Annotated in this window: 21 protein-coding genes, 1 tRNA gene and 4 pseudogenes; 14 read left to right on the plus strand and 12 right to left on the minus strand. The window is 68.3% G+C overall.

The annotated features are described in order from the left end of the window. Nucleotides 1-92: 92 nt before the first annotated feature. Complete coding sequence (locus ACFZDK_RS51145) at nt 93-572, minus strand: monooxygenase family protein (RefSeq protein ID WP_390984998.1); 480 nt, start codon at nt 570-572, stop codon at nt 93-95. Between ACFZDK_RS51145 and ACFZDK_RS51150 the strand changes: the two genes are divergently transcribed. The 5 genes and pseudogenes from ACFZDK_RS51150 to ACFZDK_RS51170 all read left to right on the plus strand — a co-directional run bounded on the left by ACFZDK_RS51150 (nt 519) and on the right by ACFZDK_RS51170 (nt 5,519). Then, on the plus strand, nt 519-875 hold the full coding sequence (locus tag ACFZDK_RS51150; protein ID WP_390985070.1) for a hypothetical protein: 357 nt from the start codon (nt 519-521) through the stop codon (nt 873-875). The genes ACFZDK_RS51145 and ACFZDK_RS51150 overlap by 54 nt on opposite strands. A gap of 24 nt (nt 876-899) precedes the next feature. Then, nucleotides 900-2,507, plus strand: coding sequence for an FAD-dependent oxidoreductase (locus ACFZDK_RS51155; RefSeq protein ID WP_390985000.1), 1,608 nt, complete (start codon nt 900-902; stop codon nt 2,505-2,507). Nucleotides 2,508-3,092: 585 nt separating this feature from the next. Then, nucleotides 3,093-4,124, plus strand: a complete 1,032-nt coding sequence (locus ACFZDK_RS51160) for a serine hydrolase (RefSeq protein WP_390985003.1) — start codon at nt 3,093-3,095, stop codon at nt 4,122-4,124. A 233-nt stretch (nt 4,125-4,357) separates the two neighbouring features. After that, nucleotides 4,358-4,513, plus strand: a pseudogene (locus tag ACFZDK_RS51165) (transposase family protein); the annotation flags it as partial. A gap of 526 nt (nt 4,514-5,039) precedes the next feature. After that, nucleotides 5,040-5,519: a hypothetical protein gene (locus ACFZDK_RS51170; protein ID WP_390985006.1), complete on the plus strand. Its 480-nt coding sequence runs from the start codon at nt 5,040-5,042 to the stop codon at nt 5,517-5,519. A gap of 107 nt (nt 5,520-5,626) precedes the next feature. Here the strand turns inward: ACFZDK_RS51170 and ACFZDK_RS51175 are convergent, their stop codons facing one another. From ACFZDK_RS51175 to ACFZDK_RS51195, 5 genes and pseudogenes are all read right to left on the minus strand, one after another. Next, complete coding sequence (locus ACFZDK_RS51175; RefSeq protein WP_390985009.1) at nt 5,627-5,782, minus strand: hypothetical protein; 156 nt, start codon at nt 5,780-5,782, stop codon at nt 5,627-5,629. Beyond that, nucleotides 5,779-6,060: a hypothetical protein gene (locus ACFZDK_RS51180; RefSeq protein ID WP_390985012.1), complete on the minus strand. Its 282-nt coding sequence runs from the start codon at nt 6,058-6,060 to the stop codon at nt 5,779-5,781. The genes ACFZDK_RS51175 and ACFZDK_RS51180 overlap by 4 nt, the downstream gene beginning before the upstream one ends. Next, nucleotides 6,057-6,714: pseudogene (locus tag ACFZDK_RS51185) on the minus strand (endonuclease/exonuclease/phosphatase family protein). Before ACFZDK_RS51185 ends, ACFZDK_RS51180 begins: the two are co-directional and overlap by 4 nt. A 115-nt stretch (nt 6,715-6,829) precedes the next feature. Then, nucleotides 6,830-6,976 (minus strand): hypothetical protein, encoded by a 147-nt coding sequence (locus ACFZDK_RS51190; protein ID WP_390985014.1) that lies wholly within the window; start codon nt 6,974-6,976, stop codon nt 6,830-6,832. Nucleotides 6,977-7,079: 103 nt separating this feature from the next. Then, the gene (locus ACFZDK_RS51195; protein WP_390985016.1) at nt 7,080-7,898 is read right to left on the minus strand and encodes a GyrI-like domain-containing protein; all 819 of its coding nucleotides are present in this window, start codon (nt 7,896-7,898) and stop codon (nt 7,080-7,082) included. Nucleotides 7,899-7,969: 71 nt separating this feature from the next. Here ACFZDK_RS51195 and ACFZDK_RS51200 point away from each other — a divergent pair, with 71 nt between their 5' ends. The 7 genes from ACFZDK_RS51200 to ACFZDK_RS51230 all read left to right on the plus strand — a co-directional run bounded on the left by ACFZDK_RS51200 (nt 7,970) and on the right by ACFZDK_RS51230 (nt 14,428). Further along, nucleotides 7,970-9,040, plus strand: a complete 1,071-nt coding sequence (locus ACFZDK_RS51200) for an NAD(P)-binding domain-containing protein (RefSeq protein ID WP_390985065.1) — start codon at nt 7,970-7,972, stop codon at nt 9,038-9,040. 263 nt (nt 9,041-9,303) lie between these two features. Further along, a complete protein-coding gene (locus tag ACFZDK_RS51205; protein ID WP_390985019.1) occupies nt 9,304-9,660 on the plus strand; it encodes a nuclear transport factor 2 family protein in 357 nt (118 codons plus the stop codon). Nucleotides 9,661-9,696: 36 nt separating this feature from the next. After that, the gene (locus ACFZDK_RS51210; protein ID WP_390985021.1) at nt 9,697-10,545 is read left to right on the plus strand and encodes an SDR family NAD(P)-dependent oxidoreductase; all 849 of its coding nucleotides are present in this window, start codon (nt 9,697-9,699) and stop codon (nt 10,543-10,545) included. Nucleotides 10,546-10,616: 71 nt separating this feature from the next. Further along, nucleotides 10,617-11,024 (plus strand): NUDIX domain-containing protein, encoded by a 408-nt coding sequence (locus tag ACFZDK_RS51215; protein WP_390985024.1) that lies wholly within the window; start codon nt 10,617-10,619, stop codon nt 11,022-11,024. A gap of 327 nt (nt 11,025-11,351) precedes the next feature. Beyond that, a complete protein-coding gene (locus ACFZDK_RS51220) occupies nt 11,352-11,873 on the plus strand; it encodes a hypothetical protein (RefSeq protein ID WP_390985026.1) in 522 nt (173 codons plus the stop codon). A 263-nt stretch (nt 11,874-12,136) separates the two neighbouring features. Then, nucleotides 12,137-13,336 (plus strand): IS701 family transposase, encoded by a 1,200-nt coding sequence (locus ACFZDK_RS51225; RefSeq protein WP_390985068.1) that lies wholly within the window; start codon nt 12,137-12,139, stop codon nt 13,334-13,336. Between the two features lie 234 nt (nt 13,337-13,570). Then, a complete protein-coding gene (locus ACFZDK_RS51230; RefSeq protein ID WP_390985029.1) occupies nt 13,571-14,428 on the plus strand; it encodes an acyl-CoA thioester hydrolase/BAAT C-terminal domain-containing protein in 858 nt (285 codons plus the stop codon). Between the two features lie 115 nt (nt 14,429-14,543). Here the strand turns inward: ACFZDK_RS51230 and ACFZDK_RS51235 are convergent. After that, a pseudogene (locus ACFZDK_RS51235) lies at nt 14,544-15,143 on the minus strand (HAD family hydrolase); the annotation flags it as partial. A 439-nt stretch (nt 15,144-15,582) separates the two neighbouring features. Then, nucleotides 15,583-17,253: a tetratricopeptide repeat-containing protein gene (locus tag ACFZDK_RS51240; RefSeq protein WP_390985032.1), complete on the minus strand. Its 1,671-nt coding sequence runs from the start codon at nt 17,251-17,253 to the stop codon at nt 15,583-15,585. A gap of 222 nt (nt 17,254-17,475) precedes the next feature. Between ACFZDK_RS51240 and ACFZDK_RS51245 the strand changes: the two genes are divergently transcribed. Further along, entirely contained in the window at nt 17,476-17,697 is a 222-nt protein-coding gene (locus ACFZDK_RS51245; protein ID WP_390985035.1) for a hypothetical protein, read from the plus strand. Nucleotides 17,698-17,815: 118 nt separating this feature from the next. Here the strand turns inward: ACFZDK_RS51245 and ACFZDK_RS51250 are convergent, their stop codons facing one another. The 3 genes and pseudogenes from ACFZDK_RS51250 to ACFZDK_RS51260 form a co-directional block, all read right to left on the minus strand. Continuing rightward, entirely contained in the window at nt 17,816-18,223 is a 408-nt protein-coding gene (locus ACFZDK_RS51250) for a hypothetical protein (RefSeq protein ID WP_390985038.1), read from the minus strand. A gap of 150 nt (nt 18,224-18,373) precedes the next feature. Then, nucleotides 18,374-18,532: pseudogene (locus ACFZDK_RS51255) on the minus strand (aminoglycoside phosphotransferase family protein); the annotation flags it as partial. A gap of 241 nt (nt 18,533-18,773) precedes the next feature. Further along, nucleotides 18,774-19,571 (minus strand): hypothetical protein, encoded by a 798-nt coding sequence (locus ACFZDK_RS51260; protein WP_390985040.1) that lies wholly within the window; start codon nt 19,569-19,571, stop codon nt 18,774-18,776. A gap of 185 nt (nt 19,572-19,756) precedes the next feature. Between ACFZDK_RS51260 and ACFZDK_RS51265 the strand changes: the two genes are divergently transcribed. Further along, entirely contained in the window at nt 19,757-20,368 is a 612-nt protein-coding gene (locus tag ACFZDK_RS51265; RefSeq protein ID WP_390985043.1) for a hypothetical protein, read from the plus strand. A gap of 638 nt (nt 20,369-21,006) precedes the next feature. Here ACFZDK_RS51265 and ACFZDK_RS51270 read toward each other — a convergent pair. Then, nucleotides 21,007-21,084: transfer RNA gene (locus tag ACFZDK_RS51270), tRNA-Met, on the minus strand. Between the last annotated feature and the right edge of the window lie 75 nt (nt 21,085-21,159).

Raw genomic sequence — 21,159 nt, forward strand, 5'->3', positions numbered from 1 at the left:
TTGGATCCACTACGCAGCCCATCGGCGCGTGACTGAAGCTTCGGCTGCACTGCGGTGCGGTCCAGTGTGAGCGATCCTCGCGAAACGGACGGCTACTTCTCTGCCGCCCGCAGCCGCTGGGCCGCCGTGTCGCCGCGCCGGCCGACCGGTACGACACCGGTCGCGGCGGCGAGGCCGTATGCGGGCATGTCAACGTACACCGATTCGTAGGAGCCGGCCGGGACGATGAACGTCTCGTGCCAGATGCCCACATGACCCTTCCCGGCGCGTCCTCGTCGGTTGAACGCCGACCATGCGGGCCGGTGCTCCTTGTCCTGCTGGTGGGCGTAGGCGAGCAGCCGTTCCTTGTCGGACCAGTACTGGACGACGTAGAAGTCCCGGGGGCTGCCGTAGAGCACCTTGTAACCGAGAAGCCCGCTGCTCTTTTCCTGCGACAGCTCACGCAGCATGCGCGGCATCGACATGAATGCCGGCAACCAGCTGGAGAACGCTCGCAGCCGGTTGATCCTCAGCCCGATGTGGAAGACGACGATGTCACCTTCGGCGGCGGCGGTGTTGCGACCCGGAACCACTTTCTCATCCTGCTGCCCTGCCTCTTCGGCGTCGGCGCGACCATGATGTTCGCCATCCCCACCATCCAGGTCCGGCTGACCAGCTTCGCACCGGACGCCCCGACCCTGATGGGAACGCTCAACCTGGCCGCCCTCAACCTGGCCAACTGTCTCGGCGCGATCGGCGGCGCGATCGCCCTCGGCGCCGGCTGGGGGACCCTGTCCACCGTGTGGGCCGGCTTCGTCCTCACCACCGCGGGTCTGCTCCTGTACGTCATGACCGTCGCCCGGGTGAAGCCGGCGCCCGTTCCGGTCCGTGCCTGATACAGCCCGACTCGGAGGATTCACGTGAACGACGCTGCGGCACAGCGCGGGCCGGTCCTGGACGACGAGCAGTTCCGCCGACTCGCCGAGTACGGCGAGACGGAGCACGCCGAGCCCGGCCGGGATCTGTACACCTCCGGCGACGACACCTACGACTTGTTCCTGCTCCGGTCGGCGACCGTGGACATCGTCCGGGACGCGACGGCGATCGAGCCGGAGCGGCTGATCTACCGGGGAGGCCCCGGAGACTTCCTGGGCGAGCTCAACCTGCTGACCGGTCAGCACGTCTACCTGACCGCCCGCGTGGTGTCCGCCGGGACGGTCGTCCGGATCCGGGCGGCGATGCTGCGCCGGGCCCTCGCCGAGCAGGTCGACATCGCCGACACACTGATCGAGGCGTTCAGGGAACGGCGCGAGGTGATCCGCGGGGCGGCAGGCAACGCCCTGGAGCTCGTCGGCCGGCCGTACGCCGCGGAGACGCTCGAACTACGCACCTATGCGGCGCAGATGCTCCTGCCGAACTCCTGGCTCGACGCGGCCTCGGACCCCGGACGCTCGCTGATGAGACGGGTCGGGCTCGGCGAGGACGACCTCCCGGCAGCTATGGTCAACGGTTCGCTGCTGAGGCGCGCGACGCCCAGAACTCTGGCCGAGGTGCTCGGTCTCACCTATCGAGCCGACGGGCGCCCGGTCGATCTCGTCGTGGTGGGCGCAGGCCCGGCGGGTCTGGCCGCCGCTGTGTACGGGGCGTCCGAGGGTCTCGTCACCGTACTGCTGGACCGCGCCGGGCTCGGCGGCCAGGCCGCCAAGAGCGCCCGCATCGAGAACTACCTGGGCTTCCCGCACGGAGTCAGCGGCGAAAGCCTGACCCGTCTGGCCATGGTCCAGGCGCTCAAGTTCGGCGTACGCATCCACGCGCCCTGCGCGGTGGCCGGCCTGGACCTCTCCGAGGAGCGACGGCCGGCCGTGCTGCTGGAGGACGGCACACGCATCCAGTGCCGCGCGGTGATCGCCGCGACCGGGGCCCACTACCGCCACTTCGACCTGCCGCAATGGACGACCTTCGAGAAGACCGGTTGCGTCCGCTACGCCGCGACCGAGCTGGACGTCCGAGGCTATGAGGACCAGCCGGTGACGGTCGTCGGCGGCGCCAACTCGGCCGGGCAAGCGGCCCTGTCCCTCGCCGCCCGCGGCGCGAGCGTGGATCTGATCGTCCGCGGCGCCGACCTCGCAGCCCGGATGTCCTCCTACCTGACCGACCGGATCCGAGCACATGCGCGGATCCAGGTCCACACCGGCAGCACGATCCGCGAACTGGGCGGCGACGACACCCTCACGTCGATCGTTGCCGAAAGACCCGACGGGCGACGGGACCGGCTCGCTTCCCGCGCCCTGTTCTGCTTCATCGGCGCCGACCCGGTGTCGGGCTGGCTGGACGGCGTGGCCAAGGACCCCAACGGCTTCGTCCTCACGGACAACCGATTCGGTACCGCCCTGCCGTTCCAGACAAGCACACCCCGGGTCTTCGCAGTCGGCGACCTCCGTGCGGGCTCGACGAAAAGAGTGTCCACCGCCGTCGGCGACGGCGCCGGCGCGGTCTCCTCCGTCCACCAGGCACTCGCCGACGACTGACCCGTCCCCTCGACGGACACCTCGTACTGGGCGCCTGCGTGTCGGAACCCAACGTGACTCCTCTGCCTGTGGGTTGAGGCCTCGAACACCTCCCCCAGGCGACACCGGAGCCTCGTGCGTTGCGGGCACCGATCCCGTCACCCCATCAGTGGCCGCATGGAAAGAGCTCAGTCACCGATACCCATCTTTTTCACCCCGCCTTCGGCTATCCTCCGAAGGCTTCCCCAGGGCTGCGCAGGGCCCGCCGGAGCTGGCTTCGCCCCAGTGCCGGGCGACAACTCGCCGCGCGGAGTTCCGTGTTCTCCTCCTCGTACCCCGATCGAGCCCGACGGCCTTCCCGGATTGTCGAAGGAGCATGAATTGCGTGTGAAGGTGAGTGTTCCACGGCGCCCGCAACTGACGGGGTTTCGCGCAGTGGCAACAGTGGCGGTGTTCGCGGCCCTCGTCGTGCCCCTCGCTGGGACCCCGTCGAGTGCGGCCGCCGGCCCTCGGACGCTCTCGGCGGTCCGACGGGACGGTACTGCGGAGACACGCGCTCACCTGCGGGAGCTGGCGCGGAAGTTGGTGGAAGAAGGAGTGCCTGGGGTGATCGTGCGGGTGGACGACGGTCACGGCAGGCCCATCGAGATCTCCGAGCAGGCCGCCTGGACGAAGAAGGACCATCGGCTCAGGGCGGACGACGAGGTGCGAGAGGCGTCCAACACCAAGACGGTGATGGCCACCCTCGTCCTGCAACTGGTCGCCGAGCACAGACTCGCCCTCACCGACCCGGTCGACAAGTGGCTGCCCGGCCAGGTGCGCAACGGCAGGGCGATCACCCTGCGCATGCTGCTCAACCACACCAGTGGGTTGTTCGACTACACCGACGACCCCGCCCTCGTACCGGCCCTCACCGGCTGGGACTCCCACGTATGGACGTCGACGGAAATCCTGGGCCTGGTGAGCAGACACCCGGCACTGTTCGAGCCCGGCACCGAGTGGTCGTACAGCAACACCAACTACATCGCGATCGGCGCCGTCCTGGAGAAGGCCACCGGTAAGAGCCTTGCGGCCCTGGTGCGGGACCGGATCGCCGGACCCCTGGGGCTCCGGCACACCTTCTACGCCACCGGCTCCGCCTGGCACGACCGGCACGCACACGGCTACGAACCTGACGCCGCCCACATGCCACCGGACGTCCCCGACGAGTTCAGGAACTACGCCGGACCACAGCACGACGACCACGTGGACGTCACCGGCGACTACGTCACGGCCAACGGAGCGGATGCCGCGATCGTGTCCACCGCCGGTGACTGGTCCCGTTTCTACGGCGCGCTGATGTCGGGCCGCCTGCTGCCCGCCGCCCAACTGGCCGAGATGCGCACCACCGTGCCGGAGAACGGGCCGGGCGACCCGGACGAGCTCGGCTACGGGTTGGGCATCGAGACGGCGAAGACCTCCTGTGGCGCGGTCTGGGACCACGTCGGCGTCGTCCCCGGCTATGCGACCTACAACGTCACCGACTCCACCGGCCATCGCACGGCCGCCTTCTTCTTTGCCACATCCACTCTCACCAAGCAGGCGCACCAGACCGGAGCGGCCCTGATGGCCGCGGTGAACTGCGCCCTGTTCGACTGACCTGCGCGTTTCCGTGGAGGAGCCGCCTCCGGCCCACGATGTGAAACGCCCCACTGAGTGGTTTCAACTTGGGTGATTGGGCGGCGAGTCGGCGCCGCGGTGGTGTCCGGGGAAAAAGGGGAAAGGTGAAGCTCCTGGTAGAGGGGTTGTCGACCACGATCAGCCTGTCCGGCTGGAGTTTCGCGCGCCTGTCCACCCATCGGGGATCGACCTGCCCAACTCGACCCCTGCGCGACCTTTCCCGCCTGCTGGCCCTGGCCCACCTGCGGTGCGGCCACACTCATGCCCAGCTCGCAGCCGGGTTCGACGTCGAGACCGCCACCGTCCACCGCTACATCGCCAAGGTGGTCGAGGCCCTGACAGCCGTCGCCCCGGACCTCGCCGCGGCCACCCTGCACCTGGCTACGTCAAACTGCGGTTGGAAAGGGCTCAGGGGCGGCGTTGTTCTCCCCTCCGGCCGGGACGGCTGGCCCCTCGTCACCACCGACCCAACCCCGTACGCGGCCAGCCTTCGCGCTTTGGGGCCTCGCCGACACCGCCGAAGCTGTGGGCCAGGGCCAGCGTGCGGCCTGCACGGTTACTGCCGGGCCAGGTGGCGTTGCAACTGGATGTGCCTGAACTGGCACATCGCCCGTCCTGCCTCGGGGCCCGCGAACTCGCGGGCGATGTCGGGTCAGTTTCTCTCCTTGTGGTGGTAGTCGTTCTCCAGTCGGCTGTGTGAGACGGTCTTCTCCATGTCCGCTCTCAACGAAGAAAGTCGGTTGTGAGCTGCCGACAAGGGCAGACTGAGTTCGTTGAGCCGGCTGCTCATCGAGCAGCCGGCTGTCCTATCCGCCGGCGCGCGTATCAACCTTCGAACACCGGCTGACGGGGATGTTGGGGGAGGACGGTTGCATGATCGGTGACCGTTGGGGTGTGAGCGACACCGAGATCTCGCGGTCCTACCCGTGCGACGACTTCGTCACCTCACCCGCGCTGCAGGCGTGGCGCGGCGTGGGCGTCGAGGCGCCTGCCGAAGCCGTGTGGTCGTGGGTCGCACAAGTGAGGCTTGCGCCGTACGCGTACGACTGGATCGACAATCCGGGCCACCGATCGCCTCGTGAACTGGTCGGCCTTCCCGAGCCTCGAGTGGGGGAGAAGTTCACCACCGCCGGCGGGCGCGAGCTGGGCCGGATCGTCTCGGTCGAACCCGGACACCAGCTGACGGGCACCATCATGGGCGCCTTCCTCTCGTACGTCCTCGTGCCGCAGGATCACGACAGGACGCGTCTGCTGCTCAAAGTCGTCATGCGGACCGGCCGCTGGACGGCCATCGGCCTGTCGGTCGGCGATCTGGTCATGGCTCGACGGCAGTTGCTGAACCTGAAGCGGCTCGCCGAGCGCCACCGGCATTGAGCCGCGGGCGCGAGTCGAGGGGCTTGGCCGAGGTGGGATCGAACGTCCGCAGCTGCAAGGCCGCTTCAGGCCGCCGCATGTCGATGGCTGCGATTCGCACGGTGTCTTCAACGCCCGTCCGGTCGGTCTTGTAGGACCTTGCTGATCAGGCCATGGATCAGGAATGCTCCGGGGGAGCGGTTCTCCTTGAGCCGGTGACGGTCGGCGGGACCGAACCAGCCGTAGGCGGAGTGCTTGGACCACTCCAGCGCCGGGTGGGTCAAGTCGCCGTCGACCTCGACGAGATAGTCGGCTTCGTGCCGGAGCGCGCCGTCGTCGTCCCACGATACAGGCGCCGGTCGGGGCCGCGTTTCTGGGCGAAGGCTTCACCGTGCTGGTTGAGGATCACCGCTCCGACGGTCCACACCTCCCCTTCCTCGGGCAGTGGTATCGCAACGTCTTGGTCCACTTCGGCTGGCCGGTGGTCTGCCGGCATGGTCGCCAACGTAGAGAAGGGTCCGTTTCCCGGCTTCGGGTCGGCGAGGCCGATGGCGCCCGTCATGGCATGTCGATGGTGTCGAGCGCCAGGTCCGCGACGACCGCGGCGTGGCCGGAGGGCCAGAGCCCGCCGACGGGACGGTCCCCGGCGCGTCGCACCGAACAGACCCGGCCGAGGCCGCCGGGCCCAGGAGGACCGACGTGGATGCAGTCGCATCGCACGTTCGGTTCGAAGCCACGGCCGGCGAAGGGATTCGCGCTGTCCCAGGTGGCCGACGACGTCGCCGGATCGGCGTACTCCCACGTGTCCATGAGACCCGGCCCGCGACGGCGGGCGCGGTCTTGTAGCTACCGAGCAGGCGCATCTCGTCCGAGTCCGGCCAGGCGATGTAGTTCCCGGTGACCACGGGCGGGAAGGGACCCGCGCCGCGGTGGGCTGCCACGAACTCCGCCAGAACCGCCACCTGCTGCCCGGGAGCCTCCAGCAGGGCGTGCAGGGCCAGACGCCCGTCGTCGTGGCCGACCGCCGCCGGCAGCCGCACGACGTCACGGTCCGCGATGGGCCACCTCCATGCTGCGAGGTTCTCGTCGCCGGGCCTCATACCTCCTGCATCCCGACGACATCAGGCCGCAGACCGCCAAGAACCGCAAGGATCGCCTCGCGCCGCTCCTCCCAGGGCCCGAACCGCCACCACGCGTTCCGGGTCACCACACGCATCCACAACCCTCCCCGTCCGCATGCCCGCCCGTGCCCCGACCGGCCCCGCCGCCACGGCACCGACTCCGAGAGGTCCGCCGACCACGGCTGAGCAACAAGGACTTCGCGTACCGAATCATCCCGGTACCGGGTGGGCGCCGTCCCCGGCGACCTCTCCGAGGCTCGTCAGCAGGGCGGCGAAGGCATCCATGTCGAAGATCACCCCAGGGGGAAAACCGGCGCCCTCACCGAACAGGTAAGAGACGTACCGTATCGCTGCCAAGGCACGAGCTTCCGAATCGAACCCTAGTTCGAATTCTCCGTGGTGCGGAATACCGTGAGGCCTGGTGAGATCGCCCTGCGAGTCCGCAGTGGCGGACTGGCTGTCAACCGGGTGTGGGCGTGAGCCGGAACACCGGCCAGCCGATCTCGGTACGCCAGGCTGCCGGATCCGGGTCGTCGCGCGGGCCGACCAGATATGTCTCGTGCACCGGACCGTCGACCGCGAGGGCATGGTCGACCACCCAGGCGCCGAGCCGGCCGTAGGTGACGTCGATGTCGTCATGCGATCCGTGATGGACGACCACGGCAAGCTCGCCGGCCGGGAGATCCACCGGTCGCACCCGGCCCTGGGTCGGTGGATCGGCCACAGGCCGGTAGACCAGCGCCGTTCCCCGGCCGCGGGTGAACAGCTCGTTGGCGTAGCACCCACCCGGCGGCCCCCATGCCGGCAGACCGGCGACCGCGGCGTCGAGTTCGGCCATCGCTCCGTCGTACCAGGAGAGCACCTCCTCGTAGCCGACGACGTCCTCGATCCCGGCGACCGTTCTGGCCGCCGCCGGGCGGAGCTCGACCTGCAGGCCGCCGTCATCGGGACGCAGCAGGTTGCGCAGGGAGGTCACGGCGGCTCGGGTGCGGTCCAGTTCTGCCTCCAGCCGCTGCAGGTGTTCACCGACCAGGTCCGCGCGCTCCGCGGCGTCCCCGGTGGCGAGGATCTTGGCCACGTCGGCCAGCGGCACGTCCAGTTCACGCAGCCGATGGATGACCTGCGCGGTGGGGATCTGGTCGCCGGTGTAGCAGCGGTAGCCGTTGACGGGGTCCACCGAGGCGGGCTCCAGCAGCCCGGACTCGTGGTAGCGGCGCAGGGTCCGCACGCTCAGGTGCGTCAACTGCGAGAACTCGCCGATCGTCAATCCGGAGGGCATTCCCCCAGTGTGCATCCGCCGGGCTCGACGTGCTTGACCCTCTCCCTGGGGGAGCCCTCATCGTGATCGACATGAGCCACCTGCGCGACCCCACCGCGCTGCCCGCGCTGCCCGCTCGCTACGAACCCCTCCAAGAGACGTTCGACGACCACCGCCCGATGCTCGCATCGGTCCGCACCGCCTTCGCCGACGGGAACGGATACCGGTCCGGAGTTCCCTGCGGCAGTGTTTGCGCCGTCCTCGCCACGCCGGCGGAGGACACCCGGCAGCACCGGCTCGTGATCGGCTCGGACGGCTACGCCTCCGTGGCCGAGCAGCTCGAATCCATGCCGGCGGGAGCTGCGCCCCGACGAGCACGCCACGCGCGGCGCGGACGCCCCGCAGGGGCAGTAGCTCCCCCCCCTGGGCCTTTGGACACATCAACACTACGAAATTACGAACGGAAAACTGCAGTGCCCCTCACACTCGGACTCATCGGCAGCGGTGCGATCAGCACGTCCCTTGCCCGCCTGGCCGTCGCCGCAGGACTCGACGTCGTCCTCAGCAACTCACGAGGACCCGAAACCCTCACCGAACTCGTCGACAGCCTGGGCAGTCACGCCCGTGCGACCACACCCGCGGAAGCGGCACAGGCCGGCGACCTGGTGGTGGTATCCGTTCCGCTGACGGCCTTCAGCCGGCTCCCTGTGGACGCGCTGAACGGCAAAATCGTGCTGGATACGGGAAACCACTACCCCCAGCGCGACGGCCACATGGCCGAGCTCGACGCCGACGAGATCACTTCCAGCGGCTTGCTGCAGCGTCACCTGCCGGGATCGACCGTGGTCAAGGCGTTCGACAGCATCGGCTCCGGGCAGCTGTTCACGCTTGCCCGGCCTGCCGGGTCACCCGACCGGAGTGCCCTGCCCATCGCCCGTGACAGCACGGAGGCCAAGGAGGAGGCCGGGCAGCTGCTGGACGTCCTCGGACACGACGCGGTGGGCATCGGCACGCTCGCAGACAGCTGGCGGAGCGAACCGAACACCCCTGTCTACGTCGAGCCCTACCGAGGCCAGGCACCCGCCGGACTGGGGCCGAAGGAATGGTGGCAGTGGTCTCTGCAGGACCCCGGCAGCACCCGTCACCGCGACGCAGGTCCGTGAACCGGTCGCGAGCGCGGAACGAGGGCCCTCGCATGCCGGCGTCCTGCCGGACGGGCTCACCCTCTAGCCAGGGGGCTTCGCCGCGACGTCGTCCAAGACCTCGCGCAGGCGCTCGCCCGTCCATGCGGTTCAGCCGGGCCGCGGACAGGTTGAGACGCCCTTCGCCCTTCCCGTGGCCCCACACGCCCCACTGTGCCCCACAGCGGGCCAGCGGGGTCCTCCCTCACCCGATCCCTCACCCGATCACTCACGTAAGGCACCCCATGACCGACAGCACTGTCCGTATCGACATCACCGCCCTGCCCGCGGCCGTCCAGCAGTTCGTGACCGCGCTCGACACCCGGGACACCAGCGCGGTGGTCGGGATCCTGACCCCGCAGGCGAGCGTGACCGATGAGGGCCACACCCACACAGGCATCCCCTCGATCACCGACTGGATCGCCAACGCCGCTTCCGAGTTCACCTACACCACCACGCCGGTGGCCGCCGAGCGCACCGGCACCCACCAGTTCACCCTCACCCAGCACCTGGAGGGCGACTTCCCCGGCGGCAGCGTCGACCTCAACTACCGCTTCACCCTCGAGGGCGCACTGATCAGCAGCCTGGTCATCGCACCCTGAGGCACGGCCGCCCCGCACACTCCAAGGAGGAACACCATGAAGACATGGTTCATCACCGGCGGTACCGGTGGATTCGGCAGGGCCTATGCCGACGTCGCCCTGGAACGGGGCGACAACGTCGTACTGACTGCCCGGCGGCCCGGCCAGCTGAAGGAATGGGCCGACCTGCACGGCGCCGAGGCGCGTGAGCGGATCCTGCTGCTGGAGCTGGACACCACCAACCCCCAGCAGGTCCGGGACACGGTCCAGGCCGCGGAAGCGCACTTCGACGGGATCGATGTGCTGGTCAACAACGCCGGCCGCGGTTGGTACGGATCGGTGGAGGGCTCCCCGGAGGCGGACGTACGCCGTTCCTTCGAGCTGAACTTCTTCTCCGTCGTCGACCTCATCCGCGCGGTGCTTCCCGGCATGCGGGAGCGGCGCAGCGGATGGATCGTCAACATGTCCTCGGTCGCCGGGATCGCGAGCGTGCCCGGTTTCGGCTTCTACAGTGCCGCCAAGTTCGCGGTGGAGGGCATGACAGAGGCGCTGCGCACCGAGGTGGAGCCGTTCGGTATCCAGGTCCTCGCCGTCGAGCCGGGGGCCTTCCGTACCCAGGCCTACGCCGGCTTCGTCGAGGAGCCGGTGACCGAGACCGTGGAGGCCTACCGGGCGTTCGTGGAGACGGTGCGGGCGGCCATGGTCGGTCAGGACGGCCGTCAGCCCGGCGACCCCCACCGCGGCGTCAGGGCCGTCGTCGACGCCATGAGGCAGGACTCCCCGCCCCACCGCATCGTCCTGGGCAACGGCGGCTACGAGACCGTCCACGACCAACTGCGCCGAGCCCTGGAGGAGTTGCGCGCCCAGGAGACCGCCTCCCGGGCCGCGGACCTTCCTAACACCTAGGGCTTTCGGCAGGGTCCGAGACGGGCAGAGTACCGCCACCGCGAGGGAGAGAGGGTGGGTAGGGTTCGGGGATGGGGAACATCGAGGTCGTTCCGGAGAAAGTGGCCTGGGTTCTGGTGCGTGACGGGCGGGTGTTGGTGACCCGCAACCGCGGTATGGATGTCTTCTACTTCCCGGGCGGGAAGCGGGAGCCTGGTGAGTCCGATGCCGAGACCTTGGCGCGTGAGATCGACGAGGAGCTCCAGTCCCGGGTCGATACGACGACGATGGAGCACGTCGGTACCTTCGAAACACGCAGGGATTCTGACGGGCGCACCGAGTTCCGGATGATCTGTTACACCGCCGCATACACCGGTCCGCTACTTGCCTCCAGGGAGATCGCAGAGTCCGACTGGTTCGCCTACGGCGACCGTGCGCGGGTCTCGGCAGTGGACCAAATGGTGTTCGACGCGCTTCATACCTCTGGCCAACTGCCTTGACGGACAGGCCCATGTGCGAGGAACTGTGAGCCACAAGTAGCTGCCCCTCCCGAGGGCGGCGTCGTTGGGAACCGCAAGATTGCCGCTGTTGGCGGTGATGCGGGACCGGTGCGGTCGGTCGGGGACGAGCGACGGGCCGGATTGGTACCCCAGCCGTAGATCGCCATCTTCGTAGTGCGCGGTCGGGCGGGCTTTCTCTCGTCCCGGGTTGGTCCGACTGGTCGGATCTTCCGGTGGGTCACGCCGGGGCGTTCCGGGCGGCGGCAGAGCCGAGGTTATGAATGCATTACCGGACTATCCGTGAGCATCAACCTCAGGAGCCACACGATGCGCCCCATCAGGGCAGCCCGTCTCGGCACGGCCACTGCGTTGGTCACCCTTCTCGCCTGCGCCCCTGTCGCGTCCGCCGCGACGGACACCGATTCCGCTCAAGCCAAGGGCGGCCACCGGGTCATCACGCTCATCGGCCACCTCGTCCAGCAGACGCCCTTTCCCGTCATCTCCAACGACAGCCCCGCCCAGGGTGACCGGACCGTCTTCCGTTCACTCCTCTTCGACAAGGACGACAAAAAGCAGGTAGGCGAAACCGACGGCACCTGCACCACCACCTCGGTCGAAAACGGCGGAGCGGAGGAGTGTGTCGTGACCTACACCCTCCCGGGCGGCCAGCTCTCCGTACAGGGGATGGTCTTCGGCATCCTCACCAACGGCCGCCCGACGATTCCTCCGCCTTCGTTCGACAATGGGATCACCGGCGGCACCGGGGAATTCAGCGAGGCTCGCGGCCAGGTCCACGCCGACACGATCGGTACGGGCAAGAGGCGCTTCACGATCGACCTCCACCGCTGACTGCTCTGCCCCCGCCCGGTGAACAGGCTGGGCCGTCCGGGGCACGGCCCACCAGCTCGCTTGGTCCGATCAGCGACGCCGCAACCAGGCTCGATCCCATGAAGACCACGATCTACGGCTGGAGCATTAGTACTCCAGTTGCAGTTCGCTATTCCTGCTGGTCAGGGGTGTGTTCGTGAGTGTACTGGGCTGATGTGCCGTCAGGTGGCGGGAGTTCGTGACTTCGGGTGCGGCTGGCCGTTGTGTTTGTCGTGCAAGATGATGTGCGGCCTGATGTCTGGTCGGCGGAGCTGGAAGAGCTGCTGGTGCGGATCGGTCACCGCTTCGGGCGGGTGGATCTTCGGCGGCGGATGCGGGCCTATGTGCACGGCCTGCTCGGACCGGTGGGCCGGAAGAACAGCTGGCAGCTGGCCGAGCACGCCGGTCACCGCACTCCCGCAGGGTTACAGCACCTGCTGAGCCGGGCCTGCTGGAACCCCGACGAGGTCCGCGATGACCTGCAGGAATACGTCGCCGAGAGACTCGGGGACACGGCCGGGGTGCTGATCATCGACGACACCGGGTTCATCAAGAAGGGCACCGTCTCGGCCGGGGTGCAGCGGCAGTACTCCGGCACCGCCGGCCGCACCGAGAACTGCCAGATCGGTGTATTCGCCGCCTATGCCTCCTCCAGGGGCCGCGCGCTGGTGGACCGGGAGCTGTACCTGCCGAAGTCCTGGACCTCCGATCCGGACCGCTGCGCAGAGGCGAAGATTCCCGGCGAGCGCACGTTCGCCACCAAAGGCGACCTGGCCAAGGCCGTCATCATGCGGGCCCTGGCCTCGCCGCTGCCCATCGCCTGGGTGACCGCGGACTCGGCCTACGGCCAGGAGTGGCGGCTGCGCCGCATGCTGGAGGAGGCCGGCGTCGGCTATGTCCTGGCCGTGCCGAAGTCCCAGCACGTGCACGCCATCGGCCGCATCGACTTCGCCATCTCCCAGGCGCCTGAGGATGCCTGGGAACGGTACTCCTGCGGGGCCGGCGCGAAAGGGCCGCGCGTCTACGACTGGGCGGCAGCGAGGCTGCCCGCGATCGACGACTTCGACGGCGATGCGCCCACCCACGACCGGTGGGTGCTGGCCCGCCGCAGCCTGGCCCGCCCGGACGAGATCGCCTACTACCTCGCCTATGCGCCGGCCGGCACCGGCGTCGCCGAACTGGTACGGATCGCCGGGACGCGCTGGGCGATCGAGGAGGCGTTCCAGGCCGCGAAGAACGAGTGCGGCCTGGATCAGTACGAGGTCCGCCGGTATCCGGGCTGGTACCGGCACATCACCCTGGCCATGCTCGCCCACGCTTTCCTCGCCGCCATGGCCGCCGCCGCAGGGGCGGAAAGGGGGGCCGCAGAATCGGTTCCGACGCTCTCGCCCCGCTCACGGTGGCGGAAATCCGGCGACTCCTGGCAGCTGGCCGCCCCGCACTGACGCACATACGGCGCACACGCCACGCACTGGACTGGTCCCGCTGGCGCCGCCGTCACCAGGCCACCGCGCGCCGCTGTCACTACCGACGCCGCACCCGAAGTCACGAACTCCCGCCACCTGACGGTGCATCAGCCCAGTACACTCACGAACACGCCCCTGACCAGCAGGAATAGCGAACTGCAACTGGAGTATTAGGCTGTGCTGACAGGCTGAGGCGGACTGACAGGCGGGCATGTGGATGTCGTTGAGCGTGAGCTGACCGATCCCTGGGAAGGCATTCTGGCCGCTCCTGCCCGCGGCAGCGACATGGGCGTTCTTGTTCTGGCGGGTTCCAGCGGGCGCGTCGAACGGGACAGAGTACGCATCCTCGCGGAGCAGGGTCTGACGGCCTTGTCGATCCGCTGGTTCGGCGGTCCGGGGCAGTCCCCGGGAATCTGCGAGATCCCTCTGGAGATCTTCACCACCGCCGTCGACTTCCTCCAGGCGAATGGCGCGGAACGCATCGGCATCCTGGGCACTTCCAAGGGCGCTGAGGCAGCTCTGCTCACGGCAGTGCACGATCCGCGCGTGGACGTGGTCATCGCGCTGTCGCCCACGTCTCGCGTCTGGTGCAACGTCGGACCAGGGTCTGATGGAGCGCAGCGCCCCTATCGGTCGTCCTGGACCTGGCGAGAGCAGGCGCTGCCTTTCATCCCGATGGATGATTCCTGGACTCCCGCAGACGCGGGCAGCGGGCCGGTCGCCATCCGTGGATGGTACGAACGCAGTGAGCTGGCCTTCGGGCACCTGCTCCCGCCAGCGGAGATCCCCGTGGAGAAGGCTCGGGCCGATCTCCTGCTGGTCGCAGGCGGCGACGACGCGATGTGGCCGTCCCTTCCCTTCGCCGAGCAACTGGCCGGGCGCCGGCGCTCAGCCGGGGCCACTGTGCGGCTGGTCGCCCGCCACGATGCCGGCCACCGCCCGCGGCTTCCAGGCGAGAGCCCCGCATCGGCATCCCCGCGATTCCTGTACGGAGGCACGCCCGAAGCTGACGCGCTTTTGGGGGCGGCTGCCTGGCCCCACATCCTCAGCATGCTCCGTAGCGACGGCTGACCCTCTCTCGTGTCGATCGCGTCGGGGCCATCGTCGACCGGCTCACTTCTCCGGCAACACCATCGAGACTGGAGCCGACTCCTACCGGCCTGCGGTTGTCGAGTGAAACCGCACCGTCCAGGTGAGCCGTGATGCGGGCGATGGTCTGCTCGTTGTCCCGGAACAGGTGAGCCTGCATTCCTGCCGCACGGGCGGCATCGATGTTGACGTCGTAATCATCGATGAAGAGACAGTTCGCCAGGCGTACTTCCAGACGGTCACACGCTATTTCGAAAGCCCGCGCATCGGGCTTGCAGACGCCGATTTCGTGGGAGTAGACGATCTGCTCGACCAGTTCGTCAAACTGGTACATCGCTGTCTCCAGCTCACGGGCCCCCACGAAGCTGTTGCTGAGAATGCCCAGCCGACAGCGGGATCGCAGCCCTCGCACATACTCGATCAGCTCCACGTTGGGCGTCCCCAGATACTCATCCCACAGATCAGCCATGAAGGACTCGACCCGCACGCCATCAAGGCCGAGCCGGGCACCGACCTGTGCCCGCACTTCCGTCTCGCTGATCGTCCCGATGGCCCCGGCTCGCCAGACATCGTCGAGCTGCTGGTCCACGCTTCCCGCCGGTACCCCGAGCCGCTCGTCCCATTGCTGCATCCACCCCGTTGGCGGCGTGATCTCCAAAACTCCGCCGATGTCGAGAATGACGCAGCGCGATTCCATACAGGGCCTCCTCATCCAGCCTCCGGGCCGAGCCAGGACCATTCGGTTCGCCGGCCTGGTTGGCCTGCACACCATCGGCCTTCACCTTCAGGCAAGGTCAAGGCCATGAGACAAGGGGCTCAACAGGTGGGGTCACCTCAGGTTCCTGCGGCCACATGGGCGCCGCGCGGCCCGGACTCGCATAGAGAGGGGGTGAAGTCGTAGAACTTGTGCAGCGCAGCATGGTCAGCGCGTGCACGTGTCCCGCGAAGGACGGCTGCTGTCCGCATGAGCGCGCGACCCGGTGCGCTGCTCAGGATCTGGCGGGCGACCTTTGCGGTGCGCCGTCCGGCGCGGGCTTTCGGACCGCGGCGCTCTGTAGCGCCCGCCGTCTATGACGGCATGCCGACGCTGGTGGGCCCAACCCGAGGGATCGGGGCAAGATGTCGTGTTTACCGTGTTACGGCAGGTGCTGCGTGCACTCGGCGACCGCCTTGCTCACGGCCTTCGCCGTCGCCGGGGACAACAGCTGGCAGGTCAGGAAGTCCTGCAGGGGCGCCACCACGGACGAGAGCACCGACTCGATCTCGTGGGGAGGCACCAGGCCAATTGCCTTCCGCAGCTCCGCGAGGCCCTCCGTCTCACGGCCTGTCAACAAGAGGGTGTCCGCGAGGTCGAAGACGGGCCAAGGGTTGGTCCCCGCCGCGTCCTCTACAGCGAAGCGCGCCAGGTGCTCCAAGCGGCGGAAGTAGTCGAGGGCGGGGGAGGGGTCGGTGCCGTGAACCCCTGAGAGCAGCAACTGCACCCGGGCCTCGTTGAGCCGCGGATAGGTGTCGTTGCCGCTCAGTGCGCTTGCCCGGCGGTAGCAGGCGAGGGCCCTTTCCAACTCCGCGGGGTCGAACTGTTCGGGAGGGTCGCGGCGGGCCAGGCGCCGGTGAAGGCCGCCGAGGGTGGCCCAGGTCTCCCCGTCGGAGTCGTCGATTTCGACTGCGTGGGCGAAGGCGTCCGCGGCGTCCTGGAGCGCACCGCGCTTGCTGCGCGTGGTGCCGAGCTCGCGCCAGCTCGGGGCGTGGTCGGCGCGCAGCTGCACGCAGATCCGCAGGGCCCTTTCTGCTTCGGCGTAGCGGCTCTCCCGGCGTAATGCGGCACCCAGCTCGAAGTGCCCGCGGAAGCTGGAGGGGTTGCGGGTCACGGCCTCGTGCAGCAACAGGATGCTGCGGGCCGGGTCATCGCCTCTCAGGGCGAGCGCCGCGTCGATGAGGTCCTCACCCTGCTGCGCCCGTAGGCCCGCCATCTCCGCGGCCAGCGCCTCGTAGTCCGAGCGCGGCACGGTGACGTATTCGGAGCCCTCGCGCACCGGGCTGTCCACGCGCTCGGGCCGGCGCAGTCCCTCCACCGCGGCCTGCGTGATCTGCTGCTGAGCCTCCTTCAGCTCCTCCGGCATGGGCCCGTAGTGGATCACCCGGCTTGCCGAGGCATTGAACCGTACCTCTTGGATGTCCTGGGAGATCAACACGGTCACCGCGTCCCGCAGCGCCCACCGGACGCCGAGCTCCAGGTAGACGTTGGGATTGGCGCCGCTCAGGTCGGCGATGTAGACGTCGGCATCCATCGCTTCGCGGAACATCGAGCGATGAATGGTCCCCATGGACGTCTTCTCCTTCTCGATGATCAGACGCGTCTCACAGCCCAGCGCCTCGCCGACGAGGGCAGCCACGCGCTCCAGCAGCTGGCGGCGGATCTCGGGGATGTTCGCCCAGCGGGCCTGCGCACCCATCGAGGTGCCGGGCATCGCCACGAAGATCCGGACAGTTCGAGAAGGTTCGTCGGACACGGACGCCTGTGCCGATAGGCCAGACTCCGGCGCTGGTGTCCCCTCAGGCGCCGCGACGGTTGGCTGTTTGGCTGAGATCTGAAGGAGTTGGAGGGCGCCCCAGCGGTCGCGCCAGACGTCCACGCGCGGGTCCCGCAGCGGGACCGGACGGTGGCCGCCGTCGGCGAAGCCCAGCAGCGTCTGTACGAGTGCGAGCAGCAGGTCGAGCCGCGGCAGGCGCTTGCCGTTGAGCACCTCGCTCACGGTCGACGGGGGGAGGGGGCGTTCTGCGGGGGCGTACCGTTCGATCTCACGCAAAGCCGGGTTTCCATGCTGAATCTGAAGGGCTCTCAAGTCCGCGGCCAGCTCCGCGAGCCCCTGCTTGACATCCACCCGGCCCCCCGACACCCGTCCCGGCTTCTCAGGATAGGAGAGCGACCACCTGTTCGGCGTCGTTCGCTGACGTCCGGTCATGTCCGGGAAGCAGTGGGACCGTTCGACAACCAGAGCATTCCCGCTCGGCCCCGCTTCACTGGCGGCATGACGGAGAAATCACACGCCCCAGACCGTTCGACTGACCAGGGAGTCCGTGCGGCGGCTCGTGCCGCTCTCGCCGAGCGAACGCTCGACTTCGTCGTCCTGGTGAGCCTGCTCGCCGCGGTCACCACGATGTTCCTGCTGGCCGGACCCCAAGCCTTCGCCGCCGTCACCTCGGTCGCCACAGGGTTGTTCGCGGCCTGGCGCGGCCGTCGACGGCAGTGATGACGCGGCCCGTGCCCGCCTCACCTCCTCTCACGAACAGGCGATGCGGCCATGGATCTGCCCTGCCGGGTGTGGACCCTGGGTGAAGCGGTAGATTCTCATCCTCTGTCCGGTTTCCCTAGGCGATTGCCGCAAGAGCGGTATAGGTGACTGCTGAGACACCAACGATGGCCAGGGCGATGCGCTCCTGCCTCGGACAATATGTCCATGAGCGATACGTTCGTGGGTTGAACATGTCGTAATGACCTGCGAGTGCGAATGGATATCCCGCGAGCAAGAGGACAGAGAGACCAAACGCCTTCACCGGGACAGTTGTGCTGCCGATGCCGAGAACGGGTGCAACGAACACCCCGAGCATCGTTACGGCGATCGACAGCAAGTTGAGGATGTCCGCGGGAGGCAGCCACGTGATGTCGCCCCTGCCGCTGACATCGATCTCTCTATTGATCCGTAGAGCGAATCCGGTGACCTGGAAGCCGGAGACCACTCCGGCCGCGGTCCACAATGATCCAAGATCAGGATGCATCTCACTACCTCGGCTGCCGAAGTGACGAGGGGATCAAGCGTCGCAGCACAGCGAGGCTGCGGAACAGACCGCGGGGCATTCCGGAAACGCCGAAACCAGCCGCTGTGCGGCATGCCGCCCCAACGACTCCCCGCCGTTCGTCACGAGTCACTCGCACTCACCGTCGAGATCCGCCGCCAACTCGTCGAGGCTTCGGCCGGGCCAGGGCGGCAACGGCGCGTCGTGCGGCTTCCGGATGGCGGCGCCCGCCGTGGCCCACGCCGCCGGCGACGTGGTCGACGGCTCGCCGAGGCGACCGAGCACCGTCCCCGTGTGATGGAGCAAGATAGTTGTCACCACAGTTGTGCGGCGACGCGCGGTCCGTCGTCGGGTTGAGCGTGCCCGTTGGCACCATTTGAGCGCTGCAGTTGATACCTGCTTCGATCTTCGCGAGGGGACGGCGCCGCCGGCATCCCGTATCAGGTGAACCGCTTCGTCCGCACGGCTCGCACGAACGCCGCGTCGCGGCCGCCCCGTTCGTACTCGAAGCGTGCCGGCACGGTGTTGCGCGTCAGTGGTGGTCGACGTAGGCGACGAGTCCGCCGACGGTCAGGCCCAATGCGCATCCGCGGCGGAAGGATTCGTGGCGCATGCCCGGGGTGTGCTGGGCGTCGGTCATCGCGTACGGTGCGCGGATCCCCAGTTCCACGCCGCACAGGCACACGACGTATTCGTGAACCAGGGCGGCGGCCTGCCACTCGGGGTCGTGCGGGACCCAGGTGCGGGAGTGCAGCTCACCGTCGGGCGTCCGCAGTTCCAGCCGGGAGTAGGTGTATCCGAGACGCTGCGCCAGTTTTGGCTGTTCATCGGGTATCTCGTGCAGCTCCCATCCGGGGATCGAGCGCAGGTTGGCGTAGCCGGACGGCCTGAGCCTCATGCCGAAGTAGACCTCGCCGGGGTCGCGTCGCAGTGCCTCGCGCATGAGCAGCTCGTCCAATACGGTGGGCCACTTCGTGTCGGGGCGGCCCCCGTCGTCGTCCGATCCGGGCGGGTCGTCCATGCCCAGGTCGGGGAACTCGGGCGGTAGGCGCCGCATGCCGAACAGGATGGCGCCTTCGATCCGCGGTTCTTCGGGTATCCCGTCGGGCGAGGCTTCCTTCGGCACGACGTACCCGAAGTCGCCCACGCCCAGGGCATGCCTGAACTCGAAGAGGGCAACGGGCATGTGACGTGTCTGTGCGGGATCGAGGGTGACTGTGCCGTCCGCGGTCTCCAGACCCATCAGCACGCGCTCAAGCCGCAGTGCGGGGTCGTCGCTGAACAGGATCCGCCCGTGGTCGTCGACCTGTTCGAACTGATGCCAGCTCATCTCCTGCAGCCCTCCAATTGGTTGCCGTTCCGCGTCCGCGAAGCAGACGACTCGATGTTCAACGATCCTATTGAAGGATCGTTGAACAATCCATACTCTGGAACGTGTGCACCATCAGGCCGACGGTTTCGTCGAGAGCGGGGGCGAGGGTGAGCGCGGAGGAAACAGGCAAAGGACGGACAGGTGTGGGGCGGCGGGTGCTGGTGGGCGCCGCGAGTAGCGGCGCGGCGTTGGCGCTGTGGGCGATCGTCCGTCTGATCGTGCGCCCAGCCTTCGTCACGCGCGCCCAGTGGATCGACGAGCTGTGCGCGGTGGTGCTCCTCCTCGGCTGCGTGTTCCTGTGCGTGTGCTGGTTCCTGGACAGCCGGTGGCTGCTGGGTGCGGTGTGCCTTTTCGGGGTGCTGTTCCTGCAGAACCTGGAGCTGCGTCAGCAGGCACTGCACCAGCACGGGCGTACCGAACACGTCAAGGTCCGGCAGATTCAGTGGTCAGCCGGCGACGGCATGGGTGACAGCGTCCACCTCTACACGGTCACCGTTCTCGACGGCCCACCCCTGGCTCCGTTCGAGGAGAACGGGCTCATGGGCTGGAAGTGGAGAGTGGGCGGCACTTATACGGTGACCGTCGATCCGCAGGGCCGTGTCCCGCTCAGGCGGGGGGACAAGCCCGGGCCTCCGGTGATCCAGCAGTTCCTGCAGATCCCGCTCGGCCTCGGCCTGGCCTCCGCCCTGTGGCGGCCCGCAGGCCTGCTCCTGCGCCGACGACGCGTCCCATCAGCCGGACCCACTCAGCCATAGGGGCTGTGATTGAGCGGCGCGCCGGGGGCGCCGGCCATCTCACCTGCGCTGGTCCCGGGAGTGTGGAGCGCCGGCGTCGCCTCGGTTGATCTGGTCCCGCTCACTGTCGTCACGACCGACCTCACATACGCCGACTTTTCGAGCCTTCTGTCACCCACGGCGGTTCCAGTCCTCGTGACAAGGCGCCAACTGCCGTGCCACAGCTCACTGCGCGCCTTGTGGGCGCCGCAGCAGTGACAGATGTCGCGCCCAAGTGCCAACCATCTCGCTCCATCACGCCCCGGGATCGCGAAGGCACGGTAGGAGCGGATCAGGTCTTCCTGGAACACCGCTGGGTACGCCGCCGTAGTGCTCGTGCTGGTATGGCCGAGCGAACGGGCGGCGACGATGTGGACGGGCAGTCCGCTGCCTGGTCGATGAGGGCAGCTCGTGCGAGGGTGTCGTTGAGCAACTGGAAGAGCGTGTTCGTGCTGATGACGTCGCGTTTCCAGCCGATTCGGCGCTGGAAACGGCGTCCTCGCGGGTCTTCCCGCCGATCAGTGAAGTCGGCAACCGGAGGGGGACGCGGCGGTGCCGGACCTGGCGACTTCGCCTGTACGGCTCCGGCCCCTCCGCAGGATCGCGGAGGGGCCGGATGTTGGTAGCGGGGGCGGGATTTGAACCACGCGACCTCTGGGTTATGAGCCCAGCGAGCTACCGAGCTGCTCCACCCCGCGTCGGTGTCTTTACCCTACGGCATCCGAGCGGCGACGGCAGGGATTTATGCCGTCGGGCCGTCCCTGGGGTTTGCC

It is taken from the genome of Streptomyces sp. NPDC007901, assembly GCF_042959465.1.
Lineage (GTDB): Bacteria > Actinomycetota > Actinomycetes > Streptomycetales > Streptomycetaceae > Streptomyces.

Bases quoted from the DNA above. Each gene is read 5' to 3' on its own strand.
- ACFZDK_RS51180 (WP_390985012.1), bottom strand. From the start codon at position 6,060: ATGACGGGCGCCATCGGCCTCGCCGACCCGAAGCCGGGAAACGGACCC.
- ACFZDK_RS51195 (WP_390985016.1), bottom strand. From the start codon at position 7,898: ATGCCCTCCGGATTGACGATCGGCGAGTTCTCGCAGTTGACGCACCTG.
- ACFZDK_RS51200 (WP_390985065.1), top strand. From the start codon at position 7,970: ATGAGCCACCTGCGCGACCCCACCGCGCTGCCCGCGCTGCCCGCTCGC.
- ACFZDK_RS51205 (WP_390985019.1), top strand. From the start codon at position 9,304: ATGACCGACAGCACTGTCCGTATCGACATCACCGCCCTGCCCGCGGCC.
- ACFZDK_RS51210 (WP_390985021.1), top strand. From the start codon at position 9,697: ATGAAGACATGGTTCATCACCGGCGGTACCGGTGGATTCGGCAGGGCC.
- ACFZDK_RS51215 (WP_390985024.1), top strand. From the start codon at position 10,617: ATGGGGAACATCGAGGTCGTTCCGGAGAAAGTGGCCTGGGTTCTGGTG.
- ACFZDK_RS51220 (WP_390985026.1), top strand. From the start codon at position 11,352: ATGCGCCCCATCAGGGCAGCCCGTCTCGGCACGGCCACTGCGTTGGTC.
- ACFZDK_RS51245 (WP_390985035.1), top strand. From the start codon at position 17,476: ATGACGGAGAAATCACACGCCCCAGACCGTTCGACTGACCAGGGAGTC.
- ACFZDK_RS51250 (WP_390985038.1), bottom strand. From the start codon at position 18,223: ATGCATCCTGATCTTGGATCATTGTGGACCGCGGCCGGAGTGGTCTCC.
- ACFZDK_RS51260 (WP_390985040.1), bottom strand. From the start codon at position 19,571: ATGAGCTGGCATCAGTTCGAACAGGTCGACGACCACGGGCGGATCCTG.